This window comes from Desnuesiella massiliensis, assembly GCF_001403615.1.
GTDB classification, from domain to species: Bacteria; Bacillota; Clostridia; order Clostridiales; family Clostridiaceae; genus Desnuesiella; species Desnuesiella massiliensis.
Genome location: NZ_LN879457.1, coordinates 540,297 through 564,448, shown reverse-complemented (window position 1 = coordinate 564,448; position 24,152 = coordinate 540,297). Strand labels below are relative to the sequence as shown.

The following is a 24,152-nucleotide window of genomic DNA, read 5'->3' as shown; positions in this document are numbered from 1 at the left end:
TGATACTTTTTTAAAAGTATAATACTCATAAAAAAAGCAATTCCTTCTAAAAATTATAGAAAGAATTGCTCTTTTTTAGTTCTTTAGCTTTGTTCAAAAAATCTATATTTTAAACTTATTAATTAAATTATTTAAGTTATCTGCTATATTAGCCTGATTTTGTGAAGTAATGGCGATCTGTTCCATAGCCTTTGTAGTTTCATCTATATTCATCATAATCTCGTTAGAATTTGAAGCTGTTTGTTGAGAAGAAACTGCAATATTTTGTATTACCTTTGCCACCTCTTCTATAGTTGCATTTATTTCCTCTGACATAGAGGCTATTTCTTCAGACATAGTACTAACAAATTGAGAGTCTCCCTCGTATTGATCTCCAGTCTCCACTAATAGATCATAATCTCTCTTTACGTTCTTATCTACAAACTCCAATACATCTTGGGAATTATTTGATAAATTCATGAAGGCCCCCTGAACCTTTACTATGACATTCTGAATGTTTCCTACATTCTCTGCGGATTGTTCAGCCAATTTTCTTATTTCTTCAGCAACTACCGCAAAGCCTCTACCTTGTTCACCGGCCCTAGCAGCTTCAATGGCAGCATTTAAGGCTAGCAAATTTGTTTGTTCAGCTATAGAAGCAATGGCATCTGCCATAACCTTAATCTCTTCTACTACCTTACCTTCTTCAATGGCTCTTACGATATTAGCCTGTTTAGAATTATATAAGTCGTCTGCTGTAATTTTCGCTTCTTTCCCTTTAGTTTTAATCTCAATGGCCCTATCTTTTATTTTTGATGACTCTCCACTACCCTCTACTGCTCTGCCTGATAGTTCATTAATACTGGCATTAACCTCCTCAATAGAAGCGGATATCTCCTGAGTAGTAGCACTAGCTTCCTCTGTATCCGTAACTATACTTTTAGCAAATCTATCCACATTTTCAAGCTTAGCCGTTATTTCCTCTACATTAGCAGATAATTCTTGCGTAGCTGCATTAACATTATTTGATTGAATTACCATATTAGATATAAGCCCTCTCATGCTTTCTCTAGCCTTGTCCAAAGATTTAACTAAGGAGCCTAATTCGTCATTGCTATTTACATTAATACTATAGGTTAAATCCCCATTCTCTAAAGCGTTTGCAAATTGGAGCCCTCTTTTTACAGATTTGTTCATATACCTTGATAATATTAAACCTAAAACCAAATCCACTAAAAAACCTATTATAAGTATAACAAACATCAAGTTAGATGCGCCCTTAAAAACTAGATTATTTTCATCATTATCCCTCTTTGCCATGTCATTATTTAATTGTATAAGCTTATTTATAGTGTCAAAGGCACTGTCTTTAAGATCATTAGCTTGTCCTTTAATTTTATTAATTTCATCATTATTGTTGCTATTTAAAGTTTTAACTATATTATCCTTATTTAAATTATACTTATCAATATCGCTTTTAAAATTATTCCAAACCTTCTCATAATCCGCTTCCATTTTCGCCTTATCTAACTCACTTATAATGGCTGCAATTTCTTCTGTATGCTTCTTTATAGTTGAAATAGCAGCTTCTTGTTGTTGCTTATCTGAAGAATTTATAGCGGTAACCATGTTTAATCTTATGTCTAAAAGATGCTCTTTCATGATATGTAAATTGTTTATACTCGTCAAATTGTTATAATACATGGAATCACTATTTGTGTCCACTTTATACAAACCAGACACTCCTACAGCCCCTACCAATACAACCATGAAAGTACTAATTGAAAAAACTAAGTACAATTTAGTTCTAATTTTTAAATTTCTGAAAAAAGACATTTTGTTTCCTCCCCCATGTGCTAAAACTTTTTTCGACACATCATCTTATAAAAATAAGCTATAATTATTATACTCCATTTAATTTACCCATCCAATGATTTATTGCACAAATGATGAAAAATAAAGCTAATATGTCCAAATTTACCACTGAAATATATCATAGCATATATTTAAAATAATTGGTAATTAAGAATTTATAAAATTTGTTAATAAAATTCTATATATTTTAATAATTTATAAAAAGTGGTGTTATAAAATGAAGATAGATAGATTAATCAGTATAGTGTTATTATTAATAAACAAAAATAAAATCAGTGCCTCTGAACTAGCAGAGTATTTTGAGGTTTCTCAAAGAACGATTTATAGAGATATAGAGTATCTCTGTATGGCTGGCCTCCCTATTACCTCACATGCTGGAAGTAATGGTGGCTTTTCCTTAATGGAGAATTATCGTCTTGAAAAGCATCTTTTAAAGACAGAGGATATTTTATCCATTAAGGCTGCTTTAAAAGGAATAACTAGTGCTATTAAGGATGACAAGCTTTCTTCTACATTAAGCAAAGTAGACATCTTATCTCCCAGTACTAGGGAACTTCCTAGTAAAAAAGATAAATTTATAGTGGATTTTAGCTACTACGGCTACAATCATACTCTGTCCAACAAACTAACATTAATTAATGAGACTATCGATGATAATAAATTAATTGAATTTAATTATGTAAATGCTAAAGGAGATTTTTCTCAAAGAATAGTAGAACCTTATACCATTATATTTAAATCCTACTGTTGGTATTTCTATGGCTACTGCCAAGCTAAACAGGATTTTAGAATATTCAGGTTATCTCGTATACGGGATTTAAAAGCTACAAATAACTGCTTTTCACCTCGAAACGAAGCTAACCCAACGGTGTGGAGCCATAAAGATTTTCTAAAGGCGCCTAGTGTTGAGATAGTTATGAGGTTTTCAAGCCTAGTTTCAGGAAAAGTAATGGATATGTTCGAAGGTGAAGATATAACTTTTTTTGAAGATGGCTCTTCCATGGTAAGGGTCAATTATTCGGAAGATGATTGGGTTTATAACACTATATTAAGCTTTGGTGATCAAGTGGAGGTACTTTCCCCTACTCATATAAGAGAGATTATATATAATAAAGCTAATAACATAGTAAAAAAATATAAATAAATATATGATATCTGACATACAGTTGTCATATTTACCTACCTATAATAAATATTGGGAGGTGGAAATTATGAGTTCAATGATAGGTCTATGTGGAATAAACTGTTCTCAATGTTCAGCTTATCTAGCCACTCAAAATAATAGCTATGAGGATAGGGTTAAGGTGGCAGAGGTTTGGTCAAAGGAATTTGGCGATGTGGTCAATGCTGATGATGTAATCTGTGATGGTTGCACTAATAATGCAAGATTATCAAAGTACTGCGGTATATGCAAAATAAGAAGCTGTGGTGCTGAAAAAGAACTTAATAGCTGTGCTAATTGCAGCGATTTTGCCTGTGAAAAATTAGGTTCTTTCATAAAAAACATTCCTGAAGCTAAGGCTAATTTGGAATTAATTAGAGCGTCTTTAAAAAATAATCAGTAATTATTAAAAAGCCCCCTAACCCCGCATATTACCATAATAAACTATTAAAATTTACATCTGCAAACAACTTTCTTAGTTTAAGGCTCTAGGAAAGTTGTTTGCATATTTTTTATATTGATTTTTTACAATATCACTTCTCAGCCCTTAGCACTAAAGCATAGGACTCCTCTTTATTATATACTTCTTTTTTAAAGCTTCCATAAAACTTTATATTTTTGAATCCAATTTTTAATAGCATTTGATTTATTTCTTCACTCTGCAATGGAATTAGTTCTACTCCATTTTCATAACTATTTCCATCCTCTTCTATGTTTATCTGTCCTAAAAATACTATTTTTCCTTCTCCATTTAATTCATATTTCCTAACAAACTCTACTCCTTCTTCTTCTCGTAGGATAGTAGGTAACGCTTTTATATTTTTGTTTAGTATTCTATCATAATTAATAATTTGTATAACTAAAGTTCCTTCTTTCTTTAAAACCTTATACATCTGCTCTATAGCCTTTTCTATTTCTTCTTTAGTTTTTAAATGCACTAAAGAATTTCCTATACAAAATACTTTGTGAAAGCTATGAGCTTCATATATATTTTCTAGTTTTAACATATCCCCTACTATAAAGCTAGCATTGTTATTGTGATTTTTTACTATAGCTTTATTAATCATTTCTTCATCTAAATCCATACCTTGAACTTTATTCCCTTGTTCTCCTAAAGCTATAGAGTAAGTCCCAGTACCACAAGCCACATCTAATACATTTGAATTTATCTGAAGATCTTCTTTTAAAAAATTAACCGTATTTTCATCTTTAGTAAAGATAACATCATAATATTTGCTTAACACATTATAAAAATTCATACTATCACCTACAATTTAAATATTTTTCACTCTTTCTAAGCTATATTATACCCTAATGGACATATAAATACTGTAACATATGTTATGCTTTTTCGATGCATAATATAATGTAAAGTAACCATATCTATGTTATAATTTACATATATATATTCAAAAGATAGCTAATAATCACACTCATATATTTTACATAATTTTCTTAGAAAAAGGAGTTATTTTATGGAAAGCAAAACACAGAAAATGTATTTTATAAAGGATCTTATATTAATATTTATAGGTTGTTTAATAGGCTCTATAGGTATAAACATGTTTTTAATTCATGCAAAATTATTAAGTGGCGGAGTTACAGGGGTTGCCCTAATAGTTCAGTACACCACTTCCTTCAAAGCTGGATATACAATACTTCTAATTAACATACCTTTATTTATATTAAGTTATTTAAAGCTTGATAGAAAATTTACCCTCTACTCTGCTTTTGGAACACTATCACTTTCAACCTGTTTGATACTTACTTCAAATGTAGCTAAGCTTCTAGAAATTAATGATATTTTGCTATATTGCATTTATGGTGGAGTTATATGTGGTATTGGCTTTGGTATAGTCTTTTCAAGAAATGGCTCTACTGGCGGTACAGACATTATCACTATGATAATAAGGCAAAAGTATTCTAATTTTAATATAGGAAACCTAGGCTTTATGATGAATCTTGTGGTAGTTACCATAGGAGCTCTTGTTTTTGGATTACCAAAAGCCCTGTATACCCTTTTATCTATGTATATACAAAGTTTTGTATTAGATAAGGTTATAAAAGGTCTAAATAGAAAGCAGCTGCTGCTTATAATAACAGATCAAGAAACAGAAATTACTAGCTATATAATGAATAGCCTTCATAGAGGAGTAACTGCCCTAAATGCTGAAGGCTGTTATACTCAAAAGACAAAGAAAATGCTATATTCTATAGTATCTCTTGGACAGCTTGTAGAGTTAAAAAGAAATGTAAAAGAAATAGACCCTATGGCCTTCATATCAGTGATAGATGTATCAGATGTAACTGGCAAGGGCTTTAAAAATATATAAATCTCTTTAATATTTTGTAAGACATTTTATAATTAACATACATACAAAATTTATAAAAATGGGGAGGGGAATCAAAATGCTAATTATTAAGAAAAATAAAAAATCAGAAGAGTTTGATATGGAAAAACTAAAAACCGGCATTATAAACGCATCACTAGATGCAAAGACTCCTCTAAATGAAGCCGACGCTAATTTGCTAGCAAAAGAGATATTTACTAAAATTAAAGCGCTAAGAAATGACAATACTTCGTCCTATGAGGTTTTTGCTGTTACTATTGAAGTGCTAAAAAGTAATAACTTTAAATCTATCTTAAAAGAATATATTAATCACTCTATTCAAGATTAAAATTTATAAGAATAATATGCATATTAAGAAAAAAGCGACGAAAGTCGCTTTTTTGAATTTACAGTTCATTGTGCATTAAATTACCTTGCCTAAAAGTACTCCCACAAAATATGCACTGGTTGCGGCAATCCCTCCTACTAATAGCATTTCAAATCCAGATAAAATCCAATTTTCACCAGTTATTTTTACTTTTAATGCTCCTAGTATAAATAAAGTTAGGGCTGTTAATAAACAAGCAGTTATAAAAGATATTCCTGTTAAGGCTGGAATAAACATAGAAAAAACATAAGCTAATATTGGTATTATGCCAAAAAATATAAAGGATACAAAGGTTACTAAAGCATTTTTTATAGGCGATTCTTTTTCCTCTATAATTCCTAATTCCTCTACCATCATTATATCTATCCAAGCCTTCTTATTCTTAGATATTATATTTGCAATAGTACTAGCATCTTCTTTTTCTATACCTTTATTAACATAAAGCTCTATTAATTCTTGCTTTTCCCCTTCTGGGTAATGTTCTACTTCCCAAGTCTCCCGTTCTCTTTCCTTGGCTTTATATTCTATTTCTGCCTTTGTACTTAAATAGTCGCCTATGGACATAGATAATCCGTCTGCTATGAGATTGGCAAACCCCATAACTAATACCACTCCTGCTGATAAGGATGCCCCTGCTACCCCTGCAACGGCTGCAAAAGTAGTTATTATTCCATCTAGACCTCCATAAATCAAGCTTTTTATATATTTTCCCTGCTCTTGATTATGTTTTTCATAAGCTCTTTTATTTGAATGAGCTAATCTTGTCTCATGTATATCTTTTTTCTTAAAAGCTTCTCTGGCTTTGTCCAAATTTCTAGTTAACATGTAATCTCTCCTTTCTCATATCAATAAATAATAATAAATATTATCAAATATATTTTATCATATAATTGCCTTTTATTTATTAAGAACTCTTTAATTATTTTATCTCTATATAATATCTTCCTCTATGCCCTTTTATTCCATATAGATTTTAAGTACAAGCTCTGTTACAATAACAATCAAACAAATAAAAAATGCCGAATCCTCTATTGAGAGGTACGGGGGAATCTATTTTTAGGGGTGAATCATTAAAGAAGGGTACCTCTTACCCTAACCCGTCAACTAACCTCGGAGGCAAGGGAGGAACAAATGAAAAAAAATAATATAACTAAAACATTACTTTTAGCCCTAGGTTTAACCATTATGGGAGGCTTCTCTGCAAAAGCAGCAACCTATAATGTGAAATCTGGTGACTCCTTATTTAAGATTGGACAAGTTTTTAATACAAACTCCAATGCATTAATAAGCAGAAATAATCTAGCTTCAAGTGCAATTTACCCAGGCCAAGCCATTGACGTGCCTGCTAATATTTACACAGTAAAATCAGGAGATAGCTTATTTCTAATAGCTAGAAATAATGGTATAGCTTTAGATACTTTGAGAAGGGCAAATAATAAATGGGATACTCTTATATATCCTGGACAAAAACTTCTGTTACCAATAAAAAGTAATAGTACTACAACAAATAACGGACTGACTTTATCTAAAGCCGGAGTTTACTACAGTCAAAGCGACGTAGATTTAATGGCAAGATTAGTGACCTCTGAGGCAGAAAATCAACCTTACAATGCTAAAGTTGCCGTAGCCGCAGTAGTTTTAAACAGAGTTAAATCTAATTTATATCCTAATACTATAAAGGATGTAATTTATGAAGTAAGCGGTGGCTACTATCAATTTACTCCAGTACTAAATGGTATGATTAACAAACCAGCTTCTGAAAGTTCAAAAGCTGCAGCACTTGACGCATTAAATGGAGTTGACCCTACTAAAGGAGCTCTATATTATTTTGATGACAGTACTACAAATCAATGGTTATGGTCAAAACCCATAGCTGCAAGAATAGATAGAATGGTATTCACATATAGATAATGTGGAAGTGGGGCGTTTCGCTTGCTACATGAAAAAAACTGCCGGCAAAATTTTGCTAGCAGTTTTTTTATTTCTTAAAGGAAAACACTCTCTATTTCATTTATATCCATAGGCTTATAATAGTAGTAGCCTTGAATTATATCGCTATTTAAATCTCTCAATATATTAACCTGAGCCTCCTGCTCTACCCCTTCAATAACCACAGAAATATCCATATTATGAGCTAAATTCACAGTGCTCTCTATTATATATCTATCGATATTATTATGGCAGACATTATCTGTAAAGCACTTATCTATTTTCAATGTATTTATAGGCAGTATTTTAAGATAATTTAAAGAGGAATAGCCTGTTCCAAAATCATCCAAAGCTATTTTAAACCCTAAAGCTTTTAATTCTTCAAATAATACAATTTTACTATCTACATCATTTAAAAGAACATTTTCAGTAATTTCTAATTCTATAAAGCTTGCATCAACTCCAACTTCATTTACTATATGTTCTATATTTCTCAAGAAATGTGCATTTTCAAGCTGAACCGCTGAAACATTGATCGAAACACCTTCATAATGGAAGCCTTTTTCAATCCAAAGTTTATTTTGGTTGCAAACTTCTTTTATTATCCATTCTCCTATTTCCACTATTAGACCTGTTTCTTCGGCTATAGGAATAAATTCACCAGGTGAAACCATTCCAAACTTTTTACTATTCCACCTAATTAGTGCCTCTAAATACTTGATTTTTTCGCTTTTTAAATCTACTTGTGGCTGATAAACTATCTGAAATTCTTTTTCTTTTATGGCATTTCTTAATTCTTTTTCTATTTCTATTCGTCTAGTTATCTCATCAGTCATTTTCTTATTGAAAAAAGCAAAATTATTTTTTCCTTTGCTCTTTGCATAATACATGGCAGCATCACAATTTTTTAGAAGCTTATTAGCCTCTTCCCCATCTTGTGGAAAAAAGGTTATTCCAAGACTAGCTGTAGTATATACATGAGTTTGTCCTATTTCCGTAGGATTTTTAAATACGCTGACTATTTTTTCACCTAAATTATTTAATGAAAATTTATCCACAGTTTCACTAACTAATATTATAAATTCATCCCCAGACATTCTAGCTAATATAGCCCTTTCATCTAAAACTTCTTTTAGTTTTCTAGCTATTACCTTTAAAAGTTCATCTCCATAATTATGGCCTAAAGTATCATTTATCTTTTTAAAATCATCTAAATCTAGAAATATTAAAGCACCTTTAGAATCTCCTTTTTCTAATACTTCCTTTAATCTTTCCATTAAAAAGCTTCTATTAGGAAGGTCTGTTAATAAATCATAATAGGCCATGTGCATCATATCTTCTTCATACTTTTTTCTGTGAGTTATATCAGTTAAGGACCCAGACACTATTTTAACATTACCTTCACTATCCCTTAAAGCTTTACCTTTATTATAAATCCATATGTATTCACCAGTTATGCTCTTTGTCCTAAATTCACTTTCATAAAATTCCTTATTTCCTCGAAGATATTCCCACATATCTTCGAATACTCTATCCTTATCGTCTTGGTGAACCACTTCTTCTATTAATTCTTTTAATTTTTTACCACTAGGTTTGTATCCCAAGGCTTGATAGAACTTATCAGTTATAAAAAATTCTTCTTTTTCAATATTCCATTCCCAAATAGCATCTTTAGCTCCTTCTATGGCTAATCTATATCTCTCTTCGCTCTTTTGCAGCTCTTTATAGTTAACTCTCATTTCCTCTTCTGTAGCCGCTAATTCTTCATAAGCTACCTCTAATTCTTCATAAATAGCTACAATTTCATTACCCCAATATTTTATTCTTTCCAAATCCCTCATTATTAAAAAATATAATAAAGCAGCAGTTACTGCCACAAACATCCATCCCTTAAAGGTGGATACCTTAGTAACTATATGTACATCTGTAAATATCATGGCTATGAGTTTATCGGAAAATGTAATCCATAGACCTGATAATATTATGTATATTAGAGCTATTTTTCTTGAAATATCTCTAGGTTTTACTTCACTGCTAACCAGTAAATCCACATGATTTTGCTGAAGCTTTTCTTTTAAATTCTTATTTTTAAATTTATTTATAATTTTCATTTTTTCATCATTCATAATATCACTTCGCTTTTTTATATAATTATTATAAAATGAACTATTTTATCGTATATATAATTATAAAACACTAAATAGGACTTTACTATGAAATTAATTAAAAATAATCAAGTTTTGTAGTGAATTTTGTAGAAATTTAATGGAAATCCATATTAAAAATACCAAATGAATAAAATGTTACAAAAGCAAAGAACCCTTATATTTAAGAGTTCTTCACTTTTGTCACTTTATTCTTTTATCCAATAGTAGGAGCAATCCTTATTCCTATCCATAAAACCATATTCAATCAATGCTCTTCTTAGAGTTACATAATCATCAAATATCCTTTTCAATATAATATTCAACTCTTTTTCAGTGTATTTTCTTCCTAATGTAAAATTCTTCAATATATGCTGCAGCGTAATTATTTTCTTCTTCTCCTTAGCAGGAAAGTTTCTAAGCTTTCCACTGTCATCAAAATGTGCTTCTATAGTTTTAATTTTCTCTTCTTCTGTAATATTATATCTATCATCTACTGTAGTAGCCGTTTTATGCATATCTAATAACATCTCTTTTTCCTCCTTTTCCTTAAAGGAATTATCTTTAAGGAGCTCCATTAATGCTAAAAATATTTTAGATTGTTTCTCTCTCTCTTTTAATTTGAATCTATGATTTCTTATAGTGGAAGAGGTAGTGCCCGTCTTCTCTGATATTTCTTTATCGCTTAGTCCTTCTTCGAAGAGCATAAGCACTTCCTTTTGCACCTCTGAAAGTCCTGTAAACTTTTTATTCATATTGATTAAATAGTTAAACATAGATCCGTGTTGTTTCTTTAAATGTACTTTCGTATATTTTTCAGCCTCATAATAAGTTTCCTCTTCCTTATAAATAATGCCTTTTTCAAAAGCTTTCCCACATATCAAGCAGGTATATTTTTCTCCATCGTAAACATACCCTCTTATTATATCCTTCACATCAGCACTCCAAAATATTTCGGATATATCCATAAACATCTTCTCCCTTCTTATATTTCATAATTCATAACTATAATTATATTTTCCTTTTTATCTAAAAGCTTAGGTCCAGTTCTTTTTACTTCTTCATAACCTATATGTCTCCAAAACCCATAGCCTTTCATATTATCTTCAACTACACCTATCCAAAGCTTCTCTCCACCCATTTTTTTCGCCCATAGCTTCACAGCTTCGTGGAGTTCCTTTCCAAAACCTTTTCCTCTATAAGCTGGATGAATCAAAAAGAGTCCTATAATCCACCCCTTCTCTTCTGGAAAGTCTCTTACCATATCTACAATTGCAATAATTTCGGAATTATGAAAAACTCCAAATACATATTTATCTTCCTTGCTTTTATCGGGTGGTAGTTCTTCTAAATTAAATATGAAATCTCCCTTTTGTGGCGTACGATTTTCTGTTAGCTGAAAGAAATCACTGCAGCATAGAAAAAATTTATCCCCTAATTCTTCATCTTCTTTACTAATGAATCTAATTTCATAGTCTTTGCAATTTAGCTCCATACAAACACCTCATCATATTATCTATCAATGTTTAAACATTCAAATAAATTGTTTGAATAAATATTAACATTTTAAAAAGCAATAGTCAAGATATATTTCCAACCTTAGAATCAATTATCTATCTATTTTCAAACACTTTATATTTTTGTTTACCTCACGCCTATCTCGATATATACTCATAAATAAAAAAATAGCTTACTATAAAGCAAGCCATTTTCTTAGAATTTTAAAATGTTATATGATCTGGATCAGGTCCAACTCTTTCTCCTATATTTAATTGCGCTATTCTATCCATATCCTCTTTAGATATTTCAAAATCAAATATATTCATATTTTCTTTAATTCTTTCAGGAGTGATTGATTTTGGTATAGTTACTACTCCCATTTGCAGATCCCATCTTAGAGCTATTTGAGATATAGTTTTATTATATTTTTCCGCTAACTCTCTCATTAAAGGAATTTCAAATATTTTTCCTTGCATTAATGGTCCCCAAGCCTCTAGTTGAATATTATGCTTTTTACATATCTCCATAATTTCTGTCTGCGGAAATTGAGGATGAAATTCTACTTGATTTACCATAGGAATAATCTCAGCATCTTCTAACAATTCCTCTAGGTTATGAAGCTTAAAATTACTTACTCCGATAGCTTTTACTCTTCCTTCTTTATAAAGCTCTTCAAGAGCTTTCCAGGTTTCCTTATTAAGAGCTTTAGGCCAATGGATTAAATATAAATCTAAATAATCTGTTTGAAGCTTTTTCAAAGAAGTTTCAAAAGCCTTTAATGTACTTTCATATCCTTGATCAGTGTTCCAAACCTTACTTACAAGAAATATTTCTTCTCTTGGAACTCTACTATCTTTTATAGCCTGACCAACACCTTCCTCATTCTTATATATAGCTGCAGTATCAATATGTCTATAGCCTAGCCTTAAAGCTTCCTTTACTGCCTCTTCTACCACTTTTCCCTCTGGAACTTTAAAGGTACCAAAACCTAACCAAGGCATCTTTACTCCATTACTTAATATTGAGCACTCCTTTATATTTTTCATTTTACTTCCTCCCTTTGATTATTACTATTTTAAATTTGTTGTACTTTATAAAGTTATTTTAGATATCCATACTTTTTTATTATTTTATAGTTTTTATTAGTATAACAAAGTCAAATAAAAATCTAAAGAATTTTTAAATATGTATGAATGGAAATTATTAAAATATATTTAATTTTTTTAATACTCTATTACATATTATATAAAAATACTATAAAATACTATTATGGGTACATTAAAATGTATCTAACTTACAAAGGCGGTGATAAAATGAAATTTGCTATAAGGATTGCTCTACCTTCTTTTGCAATAATATCTTCACTATTTTCTATACTTTTTTATAAAATTTATATTATAAGTGGAAATCATCATAAAATAATAAATGAGACCATAAGAAATTTACAGGACAATCTAACCAACAGAGGCGTAGCAGATTTTATAAATACCTTAAACGCTATAAAAAAAATACCTAATAAAAACAATAACTGGGATAACTTAACTAAGGCCTACTTTATAGTTAAGAATAATAAAACTATTGACAACGATTTAAAAACTCAGTTAAGAATAGCTTTAATATTAAAAGGAATTAAAAATCTTTAAGAGGTGTCGTTTACAATGACTATTGCTGTAATAGACGGTCAAGGTGCCGGAATTGGACAAAGTATAGTAAAAAGGATAAGAAAAGATTCTGTACTAAATAAAACAGAATTAGTAGCTCTTGGTACTAATGAAACAGCTACTATTAATATGAAAAAGGCAGGCGCTGATTTAGGTTTTACTGGGGAGGATTCCATTTGCACTTTTCTAAAGGAAAATTGTATTGATGGTATCATAGGTCCCATAGGCGTGCTATGCAGCGGAGGCATTAATGGTGAAATTACAGAAAAAATAGCTAGAGCTGTATTTAACCTCACTTGCAATAAATATATAATCCCCTTAAGAAAGCATGGAATCTTCATTCCTGGTTCCACAAATATTGAAATAAAGCAAGCTATTGAAGAAGTAATAAACGAAATTAAAAAATGACCTTCAGCTAATTAGGCTTAGTATAACTAACCTGATTTAACGGAAGGTCATTTTAATTGTTAAGTATATTCTCTATTTTTTTGTTCTATATAAAAAGAATCTTTCCTTTATATCTGGAAACTCATGAAAAAAGCTTAACAAGTCTGTAATCGCCTCTAAGGTTTCATCATTTATAGTGCTTTCAAATTTCTCAGTTTCTTCTAACACATCATTATGTATACTAATTAGCTTTAAAAAGTTTTCTATAATATTGTGTCTTTTCACTAATAACTCCTCAGGCTTCATTAACCCCCATCCTTCATTAACTATTATTATAATAAATATATGCAGTAAAACTAAATTTAATTACTTTTGATTTATTTCCATTTTTATAGTATACTTATGCTTGGATTACGAAGATCCTTTTAAGCTTAACAATAATACCTTTAAATATCATAATAAGTCGTTACCACGAAGGTAGGGCAAGTTTGCTCTACCTTTTTATTTTTTAGAAAATAAATGTCCTAGCTCAAATTGGCAAAAGGACATTAATTTATAATAAAAAGGAGTTGTTAACTATGCATATGGCTGATGCCTTAATTTCAACGGCAGTGGGTGGCGCTATGTGGGCTACCTCCGCTGGTATTGCTTCTTACTCAATTAAGAAAGTAGAAAAGGATTTAGATGAAAAGAAAATACCTCTTATGGGAGTTATGGGAGCCTTTGTTTTCGCCTCTCAAATGATTAACTTTTCCATACCTGGTACTGGCTCTAGCGGCCATTTAGGGGGAGGTATGCTCCTTGCAATTTTGCTTGGTCCTTATGCAGGCTTTCTTACCATGGCCTCCATACTTCTTATCCAAGCCCTGTTCTTTGCAGATGGTGGGCTTTTAGCTTTTGGATGCAATGTATTTAATCTAGGCTTTTATACTTGCTTTTTAGCCTATCCTTTAATCTTTAAAAAATTCACAAAAAAAGGCTATACTCAAAAGGGGATTTTTGCTGGTTCCTTATTATCCTCAATTATAGGCCTTCAACTAGGAGCTTTTAGCGTGGTACTTCAAACCTTGCTATCTGGCAAAACAGAACTACCTTTTACTACTTTCCTAACACTTATGCAGCCAATACATTTAGCTATAGGCTTAGTAGAAGGCCTTGTTACCGCTGCTGTGGTAACTTATGTATGGAAGGTTCGTCCTGAAATAATTGAAGGAGCTGCTAGTGGTAAAAGTCTAAGAAATTTATCTCTAAAAAAAGTGCTTACAACTCTTGCTATTGGTGCTATAATAACTGGTGGAGTCATCTCTTGGTTTGCTTCCTCTCACCCTGATGGCCTAGAGTGGTCCATGCATAAAGCCTCAGGGCAGGAAGAGCTAGAAGCTCCTTCTAGCGGAATATATAAAACATTTTCGGATATACAAAACAAATTTGCCTTTTTACCTGATTATAGTTTTAAAGCCTCTAAAGCTTCTGAAGAAAATAGTGAAGAAAAGGCTGAATCCTGGCCTTCAGTAAACAGTGGCACCAGTGTATCAGGTATTGTAGGTGGAACTATGACTTTGGCATTAGTTGCCTTAACAGGCTTTACCATAAATAATTTTAAAAAGAAGAAAAAAGCTAGGGATACCGCTATATAATTTGGTGGCAGAGGGCAAAACTGCAAATTTTACTTATAGGATTTGATATATATGGCAAATATTTCTGATTCAATTTATAAGATACGCTTATTAGATGACCTTTCAGATAAAAAAACTTGGATACATAATATACATCCATTGAGCAAATTGTTAGCTACTATGGTCTATATCATAGCTATCATTTCTTTTGATAAATATGAAATAGAAAGGCTTTTACCTTTTATATTTTATCCTATGATTATTTTTATTATAGGAGAAATTCCACTAAAGGTAATATTAGATAGAATGCTGATAGCTTCCTTTTTTGTTATTGGAATAGGTATATTCAATCCAATATTAGATAAAACCATAGCTCTAGTTATATTTAATGTGCCAATATCTAGTGGATGGATTTCTTTTATTTCTCTTATATTAAAATCTATGCTAACCATAGCTAGTGCGCTGCTGCTACTAGCTACTACTGGTATGGAAAATATTGCTCTCTCTCTTAGAATGCTTAAAGTACCTAAAATCTTTGTACTGCAATTACTTATAACCTATCGCTATATTCTAGTGCTAATGGAAGAAGTTGCTACAATCTATAACGCTTATACTCTTAGAGCACCTGGTCAAAAGGGCATTAACTTTAAGGTATGGGGTTCCCTGGCCGGTCAATTGCTAATACGCACCTTTGATAGAGCTCAGAGAGTTTATCAAGCTATGATATTAAGAGGATTTAATGGTGAGTATAACACTGGCTTTAACAATGAACTCTCTAGTAGGGATTATATATATTTATTAGCTTGGTCAATATTTTTTATTCTTTCAAAATATTATAACTTACCTGCCCTATTAGGTGCAGTAATTGCAGGAGTGATAAAATGAACCATGCCATAATTGATTTTAATGATATATACTATAGCTATGCGGACGGAAAAAAGGCCATAAATGGATTAAACTTTACTATTCATTCTGGGGAGTCTGTAGGAATTGTGGGAGCAAACGGAGCGGGAAAGTCATCGCTTTTGATGCTGCTTGTAGGTATTCTCATGCCTACAAAAGGAGAAATTCACATAGGTGAAACCCCTGTAAATTCAAAAACCCTTCCTCTTATACGTCAAAAGCTAGGCTTTACCTTTCAAGATTCTGACCATCAGCTTTTTATGACAAAAGTTTATGATGATGTAGCCTTTGGACCTAGAAATTACGGATTAGATGAATCAGAGGTTAACAAAAGAGTGATTAATGCTCTGGAAACCGTAGGAGTCTTACACCTAAAAGACAGGGCCCCCTATAAACTTTCTGGTGGTGAAAAACGTGCTGTAACCATTGCTACAGTTTTGGCCATGGAACCAGAGGTGCTTATTATGGATGAACCTACTGCAGCCCTAGACCCTAAGGCTAGGCGAAGACTGATAAACCTGCTTAAGGGTTTTAATCATACAAAAATCATCGCTACCCATGATATGGATATGGTACTAGAGCTTTGCGAAAGAACCATAATATTAAAAGAAGGAGTGGTGGTCTGTGACGGTCCTTCTTCAAAAATCCTTAGAGATGGAGAATTATTAGAGCAATGTAGTCTAGAGAAGCCCCTTATTCTACAGGACTGTCCTATATGTGGTACTAAATAAAAAAACAAACCCGCATAAATAGGTTGTTTATTAAGCCTACTTATGCGGGTTTAGTTTTATTCAATAAAAATTATCCTCTATTCACCTGAATGAATAGCTTCTGGTATACAGGCACCTACACAGGAACCACAATCCATACATTTATCTGGATCAATTATATATTTATGAACTTCTGGTGATATAGCATCCACAGGACATTCAAATATACACATACCACAGGTTAGACATTTATCAGTAATTGTATAAGCCATTAATTTATCCCCCTTTTTAAGTCTGATGCAACAGTCTTTTCAGGTAAAAGAAATTGAATATACCTAATTAATACATATAATACTATGATAACCCCTACTGCCTCTTGAAATTTTATTAAGTATTGTAATGAAGCTATGCCTTGTCCAGATTTATTTAAGAATCCATTTGTTAACTTCATTGCAATACCACTTATTATAAGTGGAAATGTAAAGGCCGAATAGCTTGGATAGAATTTTAATCTCAAAAGCTTAAACATCATTATAATAACTACTACATACATGATGATTGATAAAGCCATTAGAAACCAAACTACTGCCATATTTTTTGTTTTAAAGGAATTCATATATCCTGCTAATAATAAACTTGCTGGCGCTGCGAATATAGCAAGAGTTGGCAATGTTAGCTCTGGCATTTCCTTAACTTTTGTAACTCTATAAATAACTATTGGTAAAAGTATTAAATAAGTTATAAATCCAAACCAAAAAGCTACTTGTCCTACGTTTATCATTGTAAAAGCAGGTCCTGTTACACTAGCTACAGCTATACCAACATAAACAATAAACCAGGATGGAAATACTTGCTTGATCCTGAAACTTAATACAAATTTCTTAGTAAACCATAAAATTAATATAATATGTATAGAAATTCCTGCAATCCACATGGCATAGGCTAATTGTGGAGTATATGGCTTGATATAAGTTGATAATAACATTATCGCCATAGAAAGTGTTGGAAACACACTGGCCACTACAGGATTATCTAAACTTTCTGCTACCCCCTTAGGATACTTTATGGTCTTTGCAATCATTAAAACAAGTAATATAGCTGATATTATTCCAAAGATATTGCGATATACTTCTCCATAGGATTGTACAAGATTTCCTGCAGCTGCCAACCCTAACATAAGTCCCACTATTGGAACTGGATATTTTTTTAGAATTTGATTCATTAGCGCCTCCCCCTTATATTTAAAATTTTTCGAAGATTTCCCAAACTCCGCTAATAGTATAACATAGATAATAGACTTTGATTTATCGATTTTTCCGATACATATGCTCTTAACTATAAGATTTGTCTATTGGTAACTTTAAATTATATAAACTATAATAGTGATTGTATAAGTTTACATTATTTTAAGGGTGGGGGAGTACATAATGAATTTAGTGAATACAAAAGATTTTACAAAGGGAGAAGTTCTTGATAAGGTTCAAGCTAATGCAGAAGAACTTTTCAGAAGCGGTACATTTTTTTGCAGCGAATCAGTAGTGCAAACAATCAACGAATTATTAGGTAAGCCCTATGATGAAAGCGTAGTTAAAATGGCAAGCAGCTTCCCTATAGGAATGGGTAAAGCTGGATGTTTATGCGGTGCAGTTTCCGGTGGACAAATGGCTTTAGGTATGGTATACGGAAGAGTTCAAGGTGAACCTATGCAGGAAAAGATGTTTGAAAAAGCTAAGGGACTACATGACTATATTAAAAATGAATATAAATCAACTTGCTGTAGAGTAATCACAAGAGAATGGGCTGGTGACAACTTCAAGAGCCCAGAGAGAAAGAATCACTGCATTACAATCACTGGAAAAGTTGCAAGATGGATCGCTAATGAGCTTATAGAAGATGGGCAAATTGAAGTGAAATAATAGCATAAAATCTGAAACTTCCACATAAATAGGATTAAGAATAATTAGCAAAAAGGCAAAAATAAAAGAGGCAAGCCCTTACCTTCTTTACAGAAGGCTGTTAGCTTGCTTCTATACTAACTATTATAATTCAACCTATATATTTCTTGCTAAGTCCTCTCCAAATTCTATAGCTCTTTTAATTCCTTCCTCATCAGGTATCCAAAGTTCCTTCAATCCGTTTCCTATCACTTGGAATCCCGCCTTGTTTAGTTCTTCATTTATAATCTTCACTGACTCTCCACTCCAACCATAGCTTCCAAAGGCTGCAGCTTTTTTCTCCTTAAATTCAAGTCCTTTAATCATTTCTAATATAGAAGCTACTGAAGACAATATACCTTTATTTATGGTGGAGGATCCTACTAATATAGCCTTTGATTTGAATACTTCTGTAATTATATCATTTTTATCTGTTTTAGCGGAGTTATATAACTTAACATTAACGCTTGGATCCACATTTTTAATACCTTGAGCTATGGACTCAGCCATGATTCTTGTAGCATCCCACATGGTATCATAAACTAAGGTCACTTGATTTTCTTTATATTTATTAGCCCATTCCATATATTTATTTACTATTTGAAGTGGATTATCTCTCCATATTATACCATGGCTTGTGCATATCATATCCAAAGGTACATTTAATTTAACCACCTCTTCAATTTTCTTTATGACTAATGGACTAAAAGGTGTCAATATATTAGCATAGTACTTTATTGCTTCCTTATATAGCTCATCTTGATCCACCAAGTCATTATACATAAATTCTGAAGCATAGTGCTGACCAAAAGCATCATTGCTAAATAGTATATTATCTCCTGTCATATAAGTAAACATGCTATCTGGCCAATGAAGCATTCTAGCCTCTATAAACACTAATTTGTTTTTGCCAATATCTAAGATATCTCCAGTTTTTACTTCAACGAAGTTCCAATCCTCATGATAATGTCCTTTTAAGGATTTAACTCCATTTTTAGTACAGTATATAGGTACGTTAGGAATCTCCTTCATTAATTCCGGAAGAGCTCCACTATGATCTACTTCTGCATGATTAGCAATAATATAATCTATTTTATTTAAATCTATCTCTTTTTTTAAGTTAGCTACAAATTCCTTTGCAAAAGGCTTCCATACTGTATCAATCAATACTATCTTTTCATCTCTTATTAAATAAGAATTATAGGATGAACCCTTATGAGTAGAATATTCCTCTCCATGAAAATTTCTTAATTCCCAATCTGTTTTTCCTACCCAAGTAACTCTATCATTGATTTTAAATGACATATAATCCACATCCTTTTCTTATAATTTAAATAGTATATTATTTTCTAAATGAATGTGCTGGAATAAATCCCTCTCAAGTTCATCAAGCTTTTGGTAAGTCAACGCAAAGGTCCTGCACCCATCCTCTGGTAACTTATAATCTTCTGTAATCCTTCTAAGAGTTTTTAATATATCCCCTGCCCCTTCATGTTCACCTTCAAGCTCTTCAATTACTCTTAAGGCTTTTTCTCTTAATACCTCATCTTTAGATTTTTCGTATTCTTTAATAATAGGAAATATTATAGTTTCTTCCTTAATTAAATGCTGCTCAAGTTCTGTCTTTAAGCTGCTAAATAGTTTATGGACCTCAGATAACAGTTTCCCATGGTTTTCTCCATGAGCTCTTAATACCTTTAAAAGCAAATCATTGATTTTAGGTAATTCTTCCCTTAAATACAAATGATGGGTATTTACTATATAATCTATTAAACCACTCCAAGATTCTTTTGTCCACTCCTTTTGTTCTATGCTATTGGATAGTATTTCCTCATATTTATTATTTAATACTTCTAATACTTCTACTTTATCAAGCTTTTGTTCTTCTATAGCTTGAATTAAAGGTCTATTACCTCCACAGCAAAAATCAATATTATATTTTAAAAATACATTACTGGCTCCTGGGAACTTAGCCACTATTTCACCAATGCTTTGAGTCTCAACAAATCTTTTATTCATAAACTCTAACCTCCAAATTTAAATGTTTTATTTGTCTTTATTTTATATTTTTTAATATATTAAGTATGTGATTCAAATCAAATATTTATTAGGATATAATATTATTTATATGAAGGAGGTTCTTGTATGAAAAAAGTTATATTCGAAAACAACTGTCCTTCCTGCGGCACAAGATATTGTGCCAAAAAGGTTTCTATATTTTCTTCTTTAACTGAAGCTCAGCTTTCTAAGGTTACAAGTTTAATAACTAGGAAGGTTTTTAAAAAAGGAGAAATTATATTCAATGAAGGTGAAATGTCAGATAAGCTCTTTATAATAAACCATGGAAGTATAAAGGCCTTTACCTATACCAAAGATGGAAAAGAGCAAATACTTTATGTATTAAAGGAAGGGGATTTCTTTGGAGACTTGAGTCTATTAAAAAGAAGCAAATATAGCCATAGCGCTTCCGCTCTTCAGGATACCTATATGTGTATGCTTCATAAGAATGATTTTGATAGAATTCTAAAAGAGAACTCTGAAATTAGTATAAATATATTAGAATATATGCACGATAGAATTTTAAATCTAGAAAATTTAGTTCAAACCATTACTACTAAAGACATGGATAGCAGATTAGCCACCTTATTATTAAACTTCTCAGAGAAATTTGGAGTAAAAACAGAAAAGGGTATGGAAATCTCCTTTCCCCTAAGTCGAGAGGATATGGCTAATTATATAGGGGTTACCAGAGAAACTATAAGCAGAAAGCTGTCTTCCTTTGAGCAGGAAGATATTATTGAACTGGTGGGAAATAAGAAGATCATCATAAAGGACATGGAATATATAAGAAATCTTATTTAGTTTTATAGGGATGCTTTACAAAAGCACCCCTCATAACCTTATGCTACAGCTTCCTCTTTTAAATTATTTGATCTTTGTAATTTTTCCTTGTATAAAATCACTGTTATAATAATTAAGGTTAATATTTCTGCTATAGGTACAGTGATCCATATACCAGATACTCCTAAAAATAGTGTTAGGAGCTTAAGTCCTAAGGCAGTAAATATTATACCTCTGCACAAAGAAATAGCAGTTGAATAAGGGGTCTTTTCTATAGATTGAAAATAAGATCCCATAACTATATTAATACCCATAATAGGAAATGCTAAGAAATAATATTTTATTCCTTCCTTTGTGATATCTATTATCTGACCTTTTTCACTAGTAAAGGCCGATACAATTGTCTCTGGTATGGTTAGTCCTAAAATAAAGAATAACATTCCAAAAATCGCTGCAGAAATAATTCCAAGTTTTCTTATAGTATAAACCCTTGAATACTTTTTAGCTCCAAAATTAATACTAGCTATAGGCTGGATACCTTGAGCAATACCTGTAAATATAGCAACGCACATCAAGGACACATTGGCTATTATACTATAAGCTGAAACTCCTATTTCCCCTATCATGGAAAGTAGCTGCTTATTAAATAAGAATATAACTAAACCTGAGGATATCTCTATTATGAAGCTAGCTATTCCTATGGACACAATTCTTTTAGTAAAGTCAAACCTAAGTCTTAGACTGGTAATCCTAAGGTTGGAATGCCCGCCTATAAAGTGCATTAGTAAAATAGCTAAGGATACTAAAGAGGACATAACCGTAGCAATGGCTGCTCCTCTCATGCCCATGCCTAGAGGAAATACGAATACGTAATCCATCACAGCATTGGTTATTCCCCCTGCAGCCATAGCAATCATGGCTCTCTTAGGCCCATGATCATTTCTCACAATTATTGAAAGATTATAAACCATAAGAAAGGACCAGCTAAAAGGTATCACTACTCCTAGGTACTCCTTAATGAGAGGTAGAGTTTCAGGTCCTGCTCCTAAGAAGTAACATATTTTATCCATAAATAAAAGACCTATAACAGTATAAATTATTCCCATTATTATTCCCAAAACTAAGGAATGATTAAAAGCCCTTTGAGCGCTATCTTTATCCTTGCTTCCAAGGCTTACGGCCATGGCCGTAGCTCCTCCCGTTCCTAACAAGGTACCTGTACCAAATAGCAAATTATATACAGGGAGAGCTATATTTAAAGCCGCTAACCCCTCTTTACCTACTCCCTGACCTACAAATATGGTATCAAATAAAATGTAAAGTGAAACCATAATCATACCTGTAGTACTGGTACCAAGAAATTTAAAAAATAATTTTAAAATATTATCTTCTAATAAATCGTATTTATTTTTCACGTCTATCACCTCACAGACCTTATTTTAAAGGTTATAGTAACTATAAGGTCAATAGTATTTTTAAAAACATATAATTATAAATAGTAAAAAGCGAGAAATTACTTCTCGCTTTTTACTGAGGTGGGGGAATTATTCTTCTATAACAATGGCGCTTACAGGGCATTGAGCCTCTGCATCTTTTGCGCCAGCTATATTATCTTGATCTATATCTATATCTTTAGCAACAGCTTTTCCATCATCGTCCATCACAAAAATTTCTTCACAGATAGCAGCACATAATCCACAGCCTATACATGTATCTTTATCAACTTTTCCTCTCATTCCATATTCCTCCTTTAAATGATTTATTTACACTTTTATAGTAATACTATTAAAGAAATAAATCTGTAACTTAAGTTACAGATTTTAGAGGTCGACAAAATCGACGCTCTAAAATCTGAAGTAATTCCTATAGTTTTTTTATTTGCTGAAATATTATTTAAATTTAAAAATTTGAGTATAAGGAGGTGGCATTAAATCGGCATTTTTATCATCGCTATAAACTTTATCTACAGTAGATCCGTAAACATCGGCAGCATTTCTTATCTCATTTAGTATTCTAGTTCCAACATCTACCCCTAGATTATATCCTTCCGATAAGTCAAGAGGAAAATGTACTCCAGCATAAAGCCTAGAAATACTACACTCATCAACAAGAGTAATCAATTTTTCTTTTTCTGTGGGGAAAAAATGAGCTGCTACCGTTGCAAAGCATGCAGCGCTAACGGAATGCCCAGCTGGATAACTTGGATGTTCAGGTGTTTTTAAATAAGGAGTAAAATTACGATCATATTGAACAGGTCTTGGTATTTGATAGGCGTATTTATAATACCAGCAAATAACCATAGCATCATTAATAGCAGAGGAAACAATACCATAAAGCCTAGAAGCAGATACAGCTGGTACTCCATAGACGTTAATAAGAGTTTGTAGAATCGGTATAAGTTGATTTTGGGGTACTCCAGCCCCCCAGTAACTAGCAATGGTCTTTTGATATTCTGTTAAATTATAATAGGTTTCAACTACTTTATTTAGTTCACTATTTGGGAAATCCATTGATATATCAGGAGTTTTTATATTAAAAGCAATCTCATTGCCATTTAAGTCTGTAAACTTACCTTCTGGAGATCTTTTAAAATAATACAAAGGCCAACTACCTCCAGAAGGAGTTTCACCTAAAGAAGTAAACTTATTTTTAGGATAGGAAATAGTATTCCATTTATTTTCTATATTGCAGTTACACATATAATTCTCCTCCTTAGTATTGTGAAAGTAAAAAGGACTAGTCCCTATATATATTTTATGTAGGCTAATCAATAGTGTTATTTATTTGTTTAAC

The 24,152-nt window shown here is 31.7% G+C and carries 27 protein-coding genes and 1 riboswitch; of the genes, 12 read left to right on the top strand and 15 right to left on the bottom strand.

The window, feature by feature from the left end; all coding sequences use genetic code 11:
• Nucleotides 1–102: 102 nt before the first annotated feature.
• The gene (locus tag BN2665_RS20610; protein ID WP_055668996.1) at nt 103–1,815 is read right to left on the bottom strand and encodes a methyl-accepting chemotaxis protein; all 1,713 of its coding nucleotides are present in this window, start codon (nt 1,813–1,815) and stop codon (nt 103–105) included.
• A 256-nt stretch (nt 1,816–2,071) separates the two neighbouring features.
• Here BN2665_RS20610 and BN2665_RS20605 point away from each other — a divergent pair, with 256 nt between their 5' ends.
• Both BN2665_RS20605 and BN2665_RS20600 read left to right on the top strand, forming a co-directional pair.
• A complete protein-coding gene (locus BN2665_RS20605) occupies nt 2,072–2,998 on the top strand; it encodes a helix-turn-helix transcriptional regulator (protein ID WP_055668995.1) in 927 nt (308 codons plus the stop codon).
• A 67-nt stretch (nt 2,999–3,065) separates the two neighbouring features.
• Nucleotides 3,066–3,419: a DUF3795 domain-containing protein gene (locus tag BN2665_RS20600; RefSeq protein ID WP_055668994.1), complete on the top strand. Its 354-nt coding sequence runs from the start codon at nt 3,066–3,068 to the stop codon at nt 3,417–3,419.
• Nucleotides 3,420–3,549: 130 nt separating this feature from the next.
• On the opposite strand, the gene BN2665_RS20595 is transcribed toward BN2665_RS20600, so the two are convergent.
• Nucleotides 3,550–4,275, bottom strand: coding sequence for a class I SAM-dependent methyltransferase (locus BN2665_RS20595; RefSeq protein WP_055668993.1), 726 nt, complete (start codon nt 4,273–4,275; stop codon nt 3,550–3,552).
• Nucleotides 4,276–4,491: 216 nt separating this feature from the next.
• On the opposite strand from BN2665_RS20595, the gene BN2665_RS20590 reads away from it, so the two are divergent.
• Nucleotides 4,492–5,349: a YitT family protein gene (locus tag BN2665_RS20590; protein ID WP_055668992.1), complete on the top strand. Its 858-nt coding sequence runs from the start codon at nt 4,492–4,494 to the stop codon at nt 5,347–5,349.
• 76 nt (nt 5,350–5,425) lie between these two features.
• Nucleotides 5,426–5,695, top strand: a complete 270-nt coding sequence (locus BN2665_RS20585) for an ATP cone domain-containing protein (protein WP_055668991.1) — start codon at nt 5,426–5,428, stop codon at nt 5,693–5,695.
• A 75-nt stretch (nt 5,696–5,770) separates the two neighbouring features.
• Here the strand turns inward: BN2665_RS20585 and BN2665_RS20580 are convergent, their stop codons facing one another.
• Nucleotides 5,771–6,559 carry a VIT1/CCC1 transporter family protein gene (locus BN2665_RS20580; protein WP_055668990.1) on the bottom strand — a complete coding sequence of 263 codons (789 nt, stop codon included), beginning with the start codon at nt 6,557–6,559 and terminating at the stop codon, nt 5,771–5,773.
• A 182-nt stretch (nt 6,560–6,741) separates the two neighbouring features.
• Nucleotides 6,742–6,868, top strand: a riboswitch (cyclic di-AMP (ydaO/yuaA leader).
• Between BN2665_RS20580 and BN2665_RS20575 the strand changes: the two genes are divergently transcribed.
• Entirely contained in the window at nt 6,866–7,645 is a 780-nt protein-coding gene (locus BN2665_RS20575) for a cell wall hydrolase (RefSeq protein WP_055668989.1), read from the top strand. Its footprint overlaps the riboswitch before it by 3 nt.
• A 74-nt stretch (nt 7,646–7,719) precedes the next feature.
• Here the strand turns inward: BN2665_RS20575 and BN2665_RS20570 are convergent, their stop codons facing one another.
• The 4 genes from BN2665_RS20570 to BN2665_RS20555 form a co-directional block, all read right to left on the bottom strand.
• Nucleotides 7,720–9,789 (bottom strand): putative bifunctional diguanylate cyclase/phosphodiesterase, encoded by a 2,070-nt coding sequence (locus tag BN2665_RS20570; protein ID WP_055668988.1) that lies wholly within the window; start codon nt 9,787–9,789, stop codon nt 7,720–7,722.
• A 227-nt stretch (nt 9,790–10,016) separates the two neighbouring features.
• A complete protein-coding gene (locus BN2665_RS20565; RefSeq protein ID WP_055668987.1) occupies nt 10,017–10,775 on the bottom strand; it encodes a DUF2087 domain-containing protein in 759 nt (252 codons plus the stop codon).
• 17 nt (nt 10,776–10,792) lie between these two features.
• The gene (locus tag BN2665_RS20560) at nt 10,793–11,302 is read right to left on the bottom strand and encodes a GNAT family N-acetyltransferase (RefSeq protein ID WP_055668986.1); all 510 of its coding nucleotides are present in this window, start codon (nt 11,300–11,302) and stop codon (nt 10,793–10,795) included.
• Between the two features lie 226 nt (nt 11,303–11,528).
• A complete protein-coding gene (locus BN2665_RS20555) occupies nt 11,529–12,353 on the bottom strand; it encodes an aldo/keto reductase (protein ID WP_055668985.1) in 825 nt (274 codons plus the stop codon).
• A 267-nt stretch (nt 12,354–12,620) separates the two neighbouring features.
• Between BN2665_RS20555 and BN2665_RS20550 the strand changes: the two genes are divergently transcribed.
• The gene (locus tag BN2665_RS20550; protein ID WP_055668984.1) at nt 12,621–12,950 is read left to right on the top strand and encodes a hypothetical protein; all 330 of its coding nucleotides are present in this window, start codon (nt 12,621–12,623) and stop codon (nt 12,948–12,950) included.
• A gap of 15 nt (nt 12,951–12,965) precedes the next feature.
• Nucleotides 12,966–13,376, top strand: a complete 411-nt coding sequence (locus BN2665_RS20545) for a DUF3842 family protein (protein WP_055668983.1) — start codon at nt 12,966–12,968, stop codon at nt 13,374–13,376.
• A 72-nt stretch (nt 13,377–13,448) separates the two neighbouring features.
• On the opposite strand, the gene BN2665_RS20540 is transcribed toward BN2665_RS20545, so the two are convergent.
• On the bottom strand, nt 13,449–13,661 hold the full coding sequence (locus tag BN2665_RS20540) for an iron dependent repressor, metal binding and dimerization domain protein (protein ID WP_055668982.1): 213 nt from the start codon (nt 13,659–13,661) through the stop codon (nt 13,449–13,451).
• A gap of 272 nt (nt 13,662–13,933) precedes the next feature.
• Here BN2665_RS20540 and BN2665_RS20535 point away from each other — a divergent pair, with 272 nt between their 5' ends.
• Genes BN2665_RS20535 through BN2665_RS20525 form a run of 3 tightly spaced genes read left to right on the top strand, consistent with a single transcriptional unit; the run spans nt 13,934 to nt 16,605 of the window.
• Nucleotides 13,934–14,992 carry an energy-coupling factor ABC transporter permease gene (locus tag BN2665_RS20535; RefSeq protein WP_055668981.1) on the top strand — a complete coding sequence of 353 codons (1,059 nt, stop codon included), beginning with the start codon at nt 13,934–13,936 and terminating at the stop codon, nt 14,990–14,992.
• Nucleotides 14,993–15,043: 51 nt separating this feature from the next.
• Nucleotides 15,044–15,856 carry a cobalt ECF transporter T component CbiQ gene (cbiQ, locus tag BN2665_RS20530; protein ID WP_055668980.1) on the top strand — a complete coding sequence of 271 codons (813 nt, stop codon included), beginning with the start codon at nt 15,044–15,046 and terminating at the stop codon, nt 15,854–15,856.
• On the top strand, nt 15,853–16,605 hold the full coding sequence (locus BN2665_RS20525; protein ID WP_055668979.1) for an energy-coupling factor ABC transporter ATP-binding protein: 753 nt from the start codon (nt 15,853–15,855) through the stop codon (nt 16,603–16,605). The genes cbiQ and BN2665_RS20525 overlap by 4 nt, the downstream gene beginning before the upstream one ends.
• 77 nt (nt 16,606–16,682) lie before the next feature.
• On the opposite strand, the gene BN2665_RS26460 is transcribed toward BN2665_RS20525, so the two are convergent.
• Nucleotides 16,683–16,856 carry a DUF362 domain-containing protein gene (locus tag BN2665_RS26460; protein WP_074042375.1) on the bottom strand — a complete coding sequence of 58 codons (174 nt, stop codon included), beginning with the start codon at nt 16,854–16,856 and terminating at the stop codon, nt 16,683–16,685.
• On the bottom strand, nt 16,856–17,806 hold the full coding sequence (locus tag BN2665_RS20520) for a TDT family transporter (protein ID WP_055668978.1): 951 nt from the start codon (nt 17,804–17,806) through the stop codon (nt 16,856–16,858). Before BN2665_RS20520 ends, BN2665_RS26460 begins: the two co-directional genes overlap by 1 nt.
• Nucleotides 17,807–18,011: 205 nt before the next feature.
• Between BN2665_RS20520 and BN2665_RS20515 the strand changes: the two genes are divergently transcribed.
• A complete protein-coding gene (locus tag BN2665_RS20515; protein WP_055668977.1) occupies nt 18,012–18,500 on the top strand; it encodes a C-GCAxxG-C-C family protein in 489 nt (162 codons plus the stop codon).
• Nucleotides 18,501–18,635: 135 nt separating this feature from the next.
• On the opposite strand, the gene BN2665_RS20510 is transcribed toward BN2665_RS20515, so the two are convergent.
• Together BN2665_RS20510 and ric are read right to left on the bottom strand one after the other, a co-directional pair.
• Complete coding sequence (locus BN2665_RS20510) at nt 18,636–19,823, bottom strand: anaerobic nitric oxide reductase flavorubredoxin (protein WP_055668976.1); 1,188 nt, start codon at nt 19,821–19,823, stop codon at nt 18,636–18,638.
• Between the two features lie 18 nt (nt 19,824–19,841).
• The gene (gene ric / locus BN2665_RS20505) at nt 19,842–20,537 is read right to left on the bottom strand and encodes an iron-sulfur cluster repair di-iron protein (RefSeq protein ID WP_055668975.1); all 696 of its coding nucleotides are present in this window, start codon (nt 20,535–20,537) and stop codon (nt 19,842–19,844) included.
• 126 nt (nt 20,538–20,663) lie between these two features.
• On the opposite strand from ric, the gene BN2665_RS20500 reads away from it, so the two are divergent.
• The gene (locus BN2665_RS20500; protein ID WP_055668974.1) at nt 20,664–21,380 is read left to right on the top strand and encodes a Crp/Fnr family transcriptional regulator; all 717 of its coding nucleotides are present in this window, start codon (nt 20,664–20,666) and stop codon (nt 21,378–21,380) included.
• Nucleotides 21,381–21,418: 38 nt separating this feature from the next.
• On the opposite strand, the gene BN2665_RS20495 is transcribed toward BN2665_RS20500, so the two are convergent.
• The 3 genes from BN2665_RS20495 to BN2665_RS20485 all read right to left on the bottom strand — a co-directional run bounded on the left by BN2665_RS20495 (nt 21,419) and on the right by BN2665_RS20485 (nt 24,058).
• Nucleotides 21,419–22,774 carry an MATE family efflux transporter gene (locus tag BN2665_RS20495; protein WP_055668973.1) on the bottom strand — a complete coding sequence of 452 codons (1,356 nt, stop codon included), beginning with the start codon at nt 22,772–22,774 and terminating at the stop codon, nt 21,419–21,421.
• Between the two features lie 129 nt (nt 22,775–22,903).
• Nucleotides 22,904–23,095: a ferredoxin gene (locus tag BN2665_RS20490; protein ID WP_055668972.1), complete on the bottom strand. Its 192-nt coding sequence runs from the start codon at nt 23,093–23,095 to the stop codon at nt 22,904–22,906.
• A gap of 153 nt (nt 23,096–23,248) precedes the next feature.
• Entirely contained in the window at nt 23,249–24,058 is an 810-nt protein-coding gene (locus BN2665_RS20485) for a phosphatase PAP2 family protein (protein WP_055668971.1), read from the bottom strand.
• Nucleotides 24,059–24,152: the final 94 nt, after the last annotated feature.

Bases quoted from the DNA above. Each gene is read 5' to 3' on its own strand.
- BN2665_RS20575 (WP_055668989.1), top strand. From the start codon at position 6,866: ATGAAAAAAAATAATATAACTAAAACATTACTTTTAGCCCTAGGTTTA.
- BN2665_RS26460 (WP_074042375.1), bottom strand. From the start codon at position 16,856: ATGGCTTATACAATTACTGATAAATGTCTAACCTGTGGTATGTGTATA.
- BN2665_RS20580 (WP_055668990.1), bottom strand. From the start codon at position 6,559: ATGTTAACTAGAAATTTGGACAAAGCCAGAGAAGCTTTTAAGAAAAAA.
- BN2665_RS20605 (WP_055668995.1), top strand. From the start codon at position 2,072: ATGAAGATAGATAGATTAATCAGTATAGTGTTATTATTAATAAACAAA.
- BN2665_RS20565 (WP_055668987.1), bottom strand. From the start codon at position 10,775: ATGGATATATCCGAAATATTTTGGAGTGCTGATGTGAAGGATATAATA.
- BN2665_RS20520 (WP_055668978.1), bottom strand. From the start codon at position 17,806: ATGAATCAAATTCTAAAAAAATATCCAGTTCCAATAGTGGGACTTATG.
- BN2665_RS20540 (WP_055668982.1), bottom strand. From the start codon at position 13,661: ATGAAGCCTGAGGAGTTATTAGTGAAAAGACACAATATTATAGAAAAC.
- BN2665_RS20560 (WP_055668986.1), bottom strand. From the start codon at position 11,302: ATGGAGCTAAATTGCAAAGACTATGAAATTAGATTCATTAGTAAAGAA.
- BN2665_RS20585 (WP_055668991.1), top strand. From the start codon at position 5,426: ATGCTAATTATTAAGAAAAATAAAAAATCAGAAGAGTTTGATATGGAA.
- ric (WP_055668975.1), bottom strand. From the start codon at position 20,537: ATGAATAAAAGATTTGTTGAGACTCAAAGCATTGGTGAAATAGTGGCT.
- BN2665_RS20555 (WP_055668985.1), bottom strand. From the start codon at position 12,353: ATGAAAAATATAAAGGAGTGCTCAATATTAAGTAATGGAGTAAAGATG.
- BN2665_RS20570 (WP_055668988.1), bottom strand. From the start codon at position 9,789: ATGAATGATGAAAAAATGAAAATTATAAATAAATTTAAAAATAAGAAT.
- BN2665_RS20610 (WP_055668996.1), bottom strand. From the start codon at position 1,815: ATGTCTTTTTTCAGAAATTTAAAAATTAGAACTAAATTGTACTTAGTT.
- cbiQ (WP_055668980.1), top strand. From the start codon at position 15,044: ATGGCAAATATTTCTGATTCAATTTATAAGATACGCTTATTAGATGAC.
- BN2665_RS20535 (WP_055668981.1), top strand. From the start codon at position 13,934: ATGCATATGGCTGATGCCTTAATTTCAACGGCAGTGGGTGGCGCTATG.
- BN2665_RS20545 (WP_055668983.1), top strand. From the start codon at position 12,966: ATGACTATTGCTGTAATAGACGGTCAAGGTGCCGGAATTGGACAAAGT.
- BN2665_RS20595 (WP_055668993.1), bottom strand. From the start codon at position 4,275: ATGAATTTTTATAATGTGTTAAGCAAATATTATGATGTTATCTTTACT.
- BN2665_RS20485 (WP_055668971.1), bottom strand. From the start codon at position 24,058: ATGTGTAACTGCAATATAGAAAATAAATGGAATACTATTTCCTATCCT.
- BN2665_RS20525 (WP_055668979.1), top strand. From the start codon at position 15,853: ATGAACCATGCCATAATTGATTTTAATGATATATACTATAGCTATGCG.
- BN2665_RS20510 (WP_055668976.1), bottom strand. From the start codon at position 19,823: ATGTCATTTAAAATCAATGATAGAGTTACTTGGGTAGGAAAAACAGAT.
- BN2665_RS20490 (WP_055668972.1), bottom strand. From the start codon at position 23,095: ATGAGAGGAAAAGTTGATAAAGATACATGTATAGGCTGTGGATTATGT.
- BN2665_RS20600 (WP_055668994.1), top strand. From the start codon at position 3,066: ATGAGTTCAATGATAGGTCTATGTGGAATAAACTGTTCTCAATGTTCA.
- BN2665_RS20550 (WP_055668984.1), top strand. From the start codon at position 12,621: ATGAAATTTGCTATAAGGATTGCTCTACCTTCTTTTGCAATAATATCT.
- BN2665_RS20500 (WP_055668974.1), top strand. From the start codon at position 20,664: ATGAAAAAAGTTATATTCGAAAACAACTGTCCTTCCTGCGGCACAAGA.
- BN2665_RS20515 (WP_055668977.1), top strand. From the start codon at position 18,012: ATGAATTTAGTGAATACAAAAGATTTTACAAAGGGAGAAGTTCTTGAT.
- BN2665_RS20590 (WP_055668992.1), top strand. From the start codon at position 4,492: ATGGAAAGCAAAACACAGAAAATGTATTTTATAAAGGATCTTATATTA.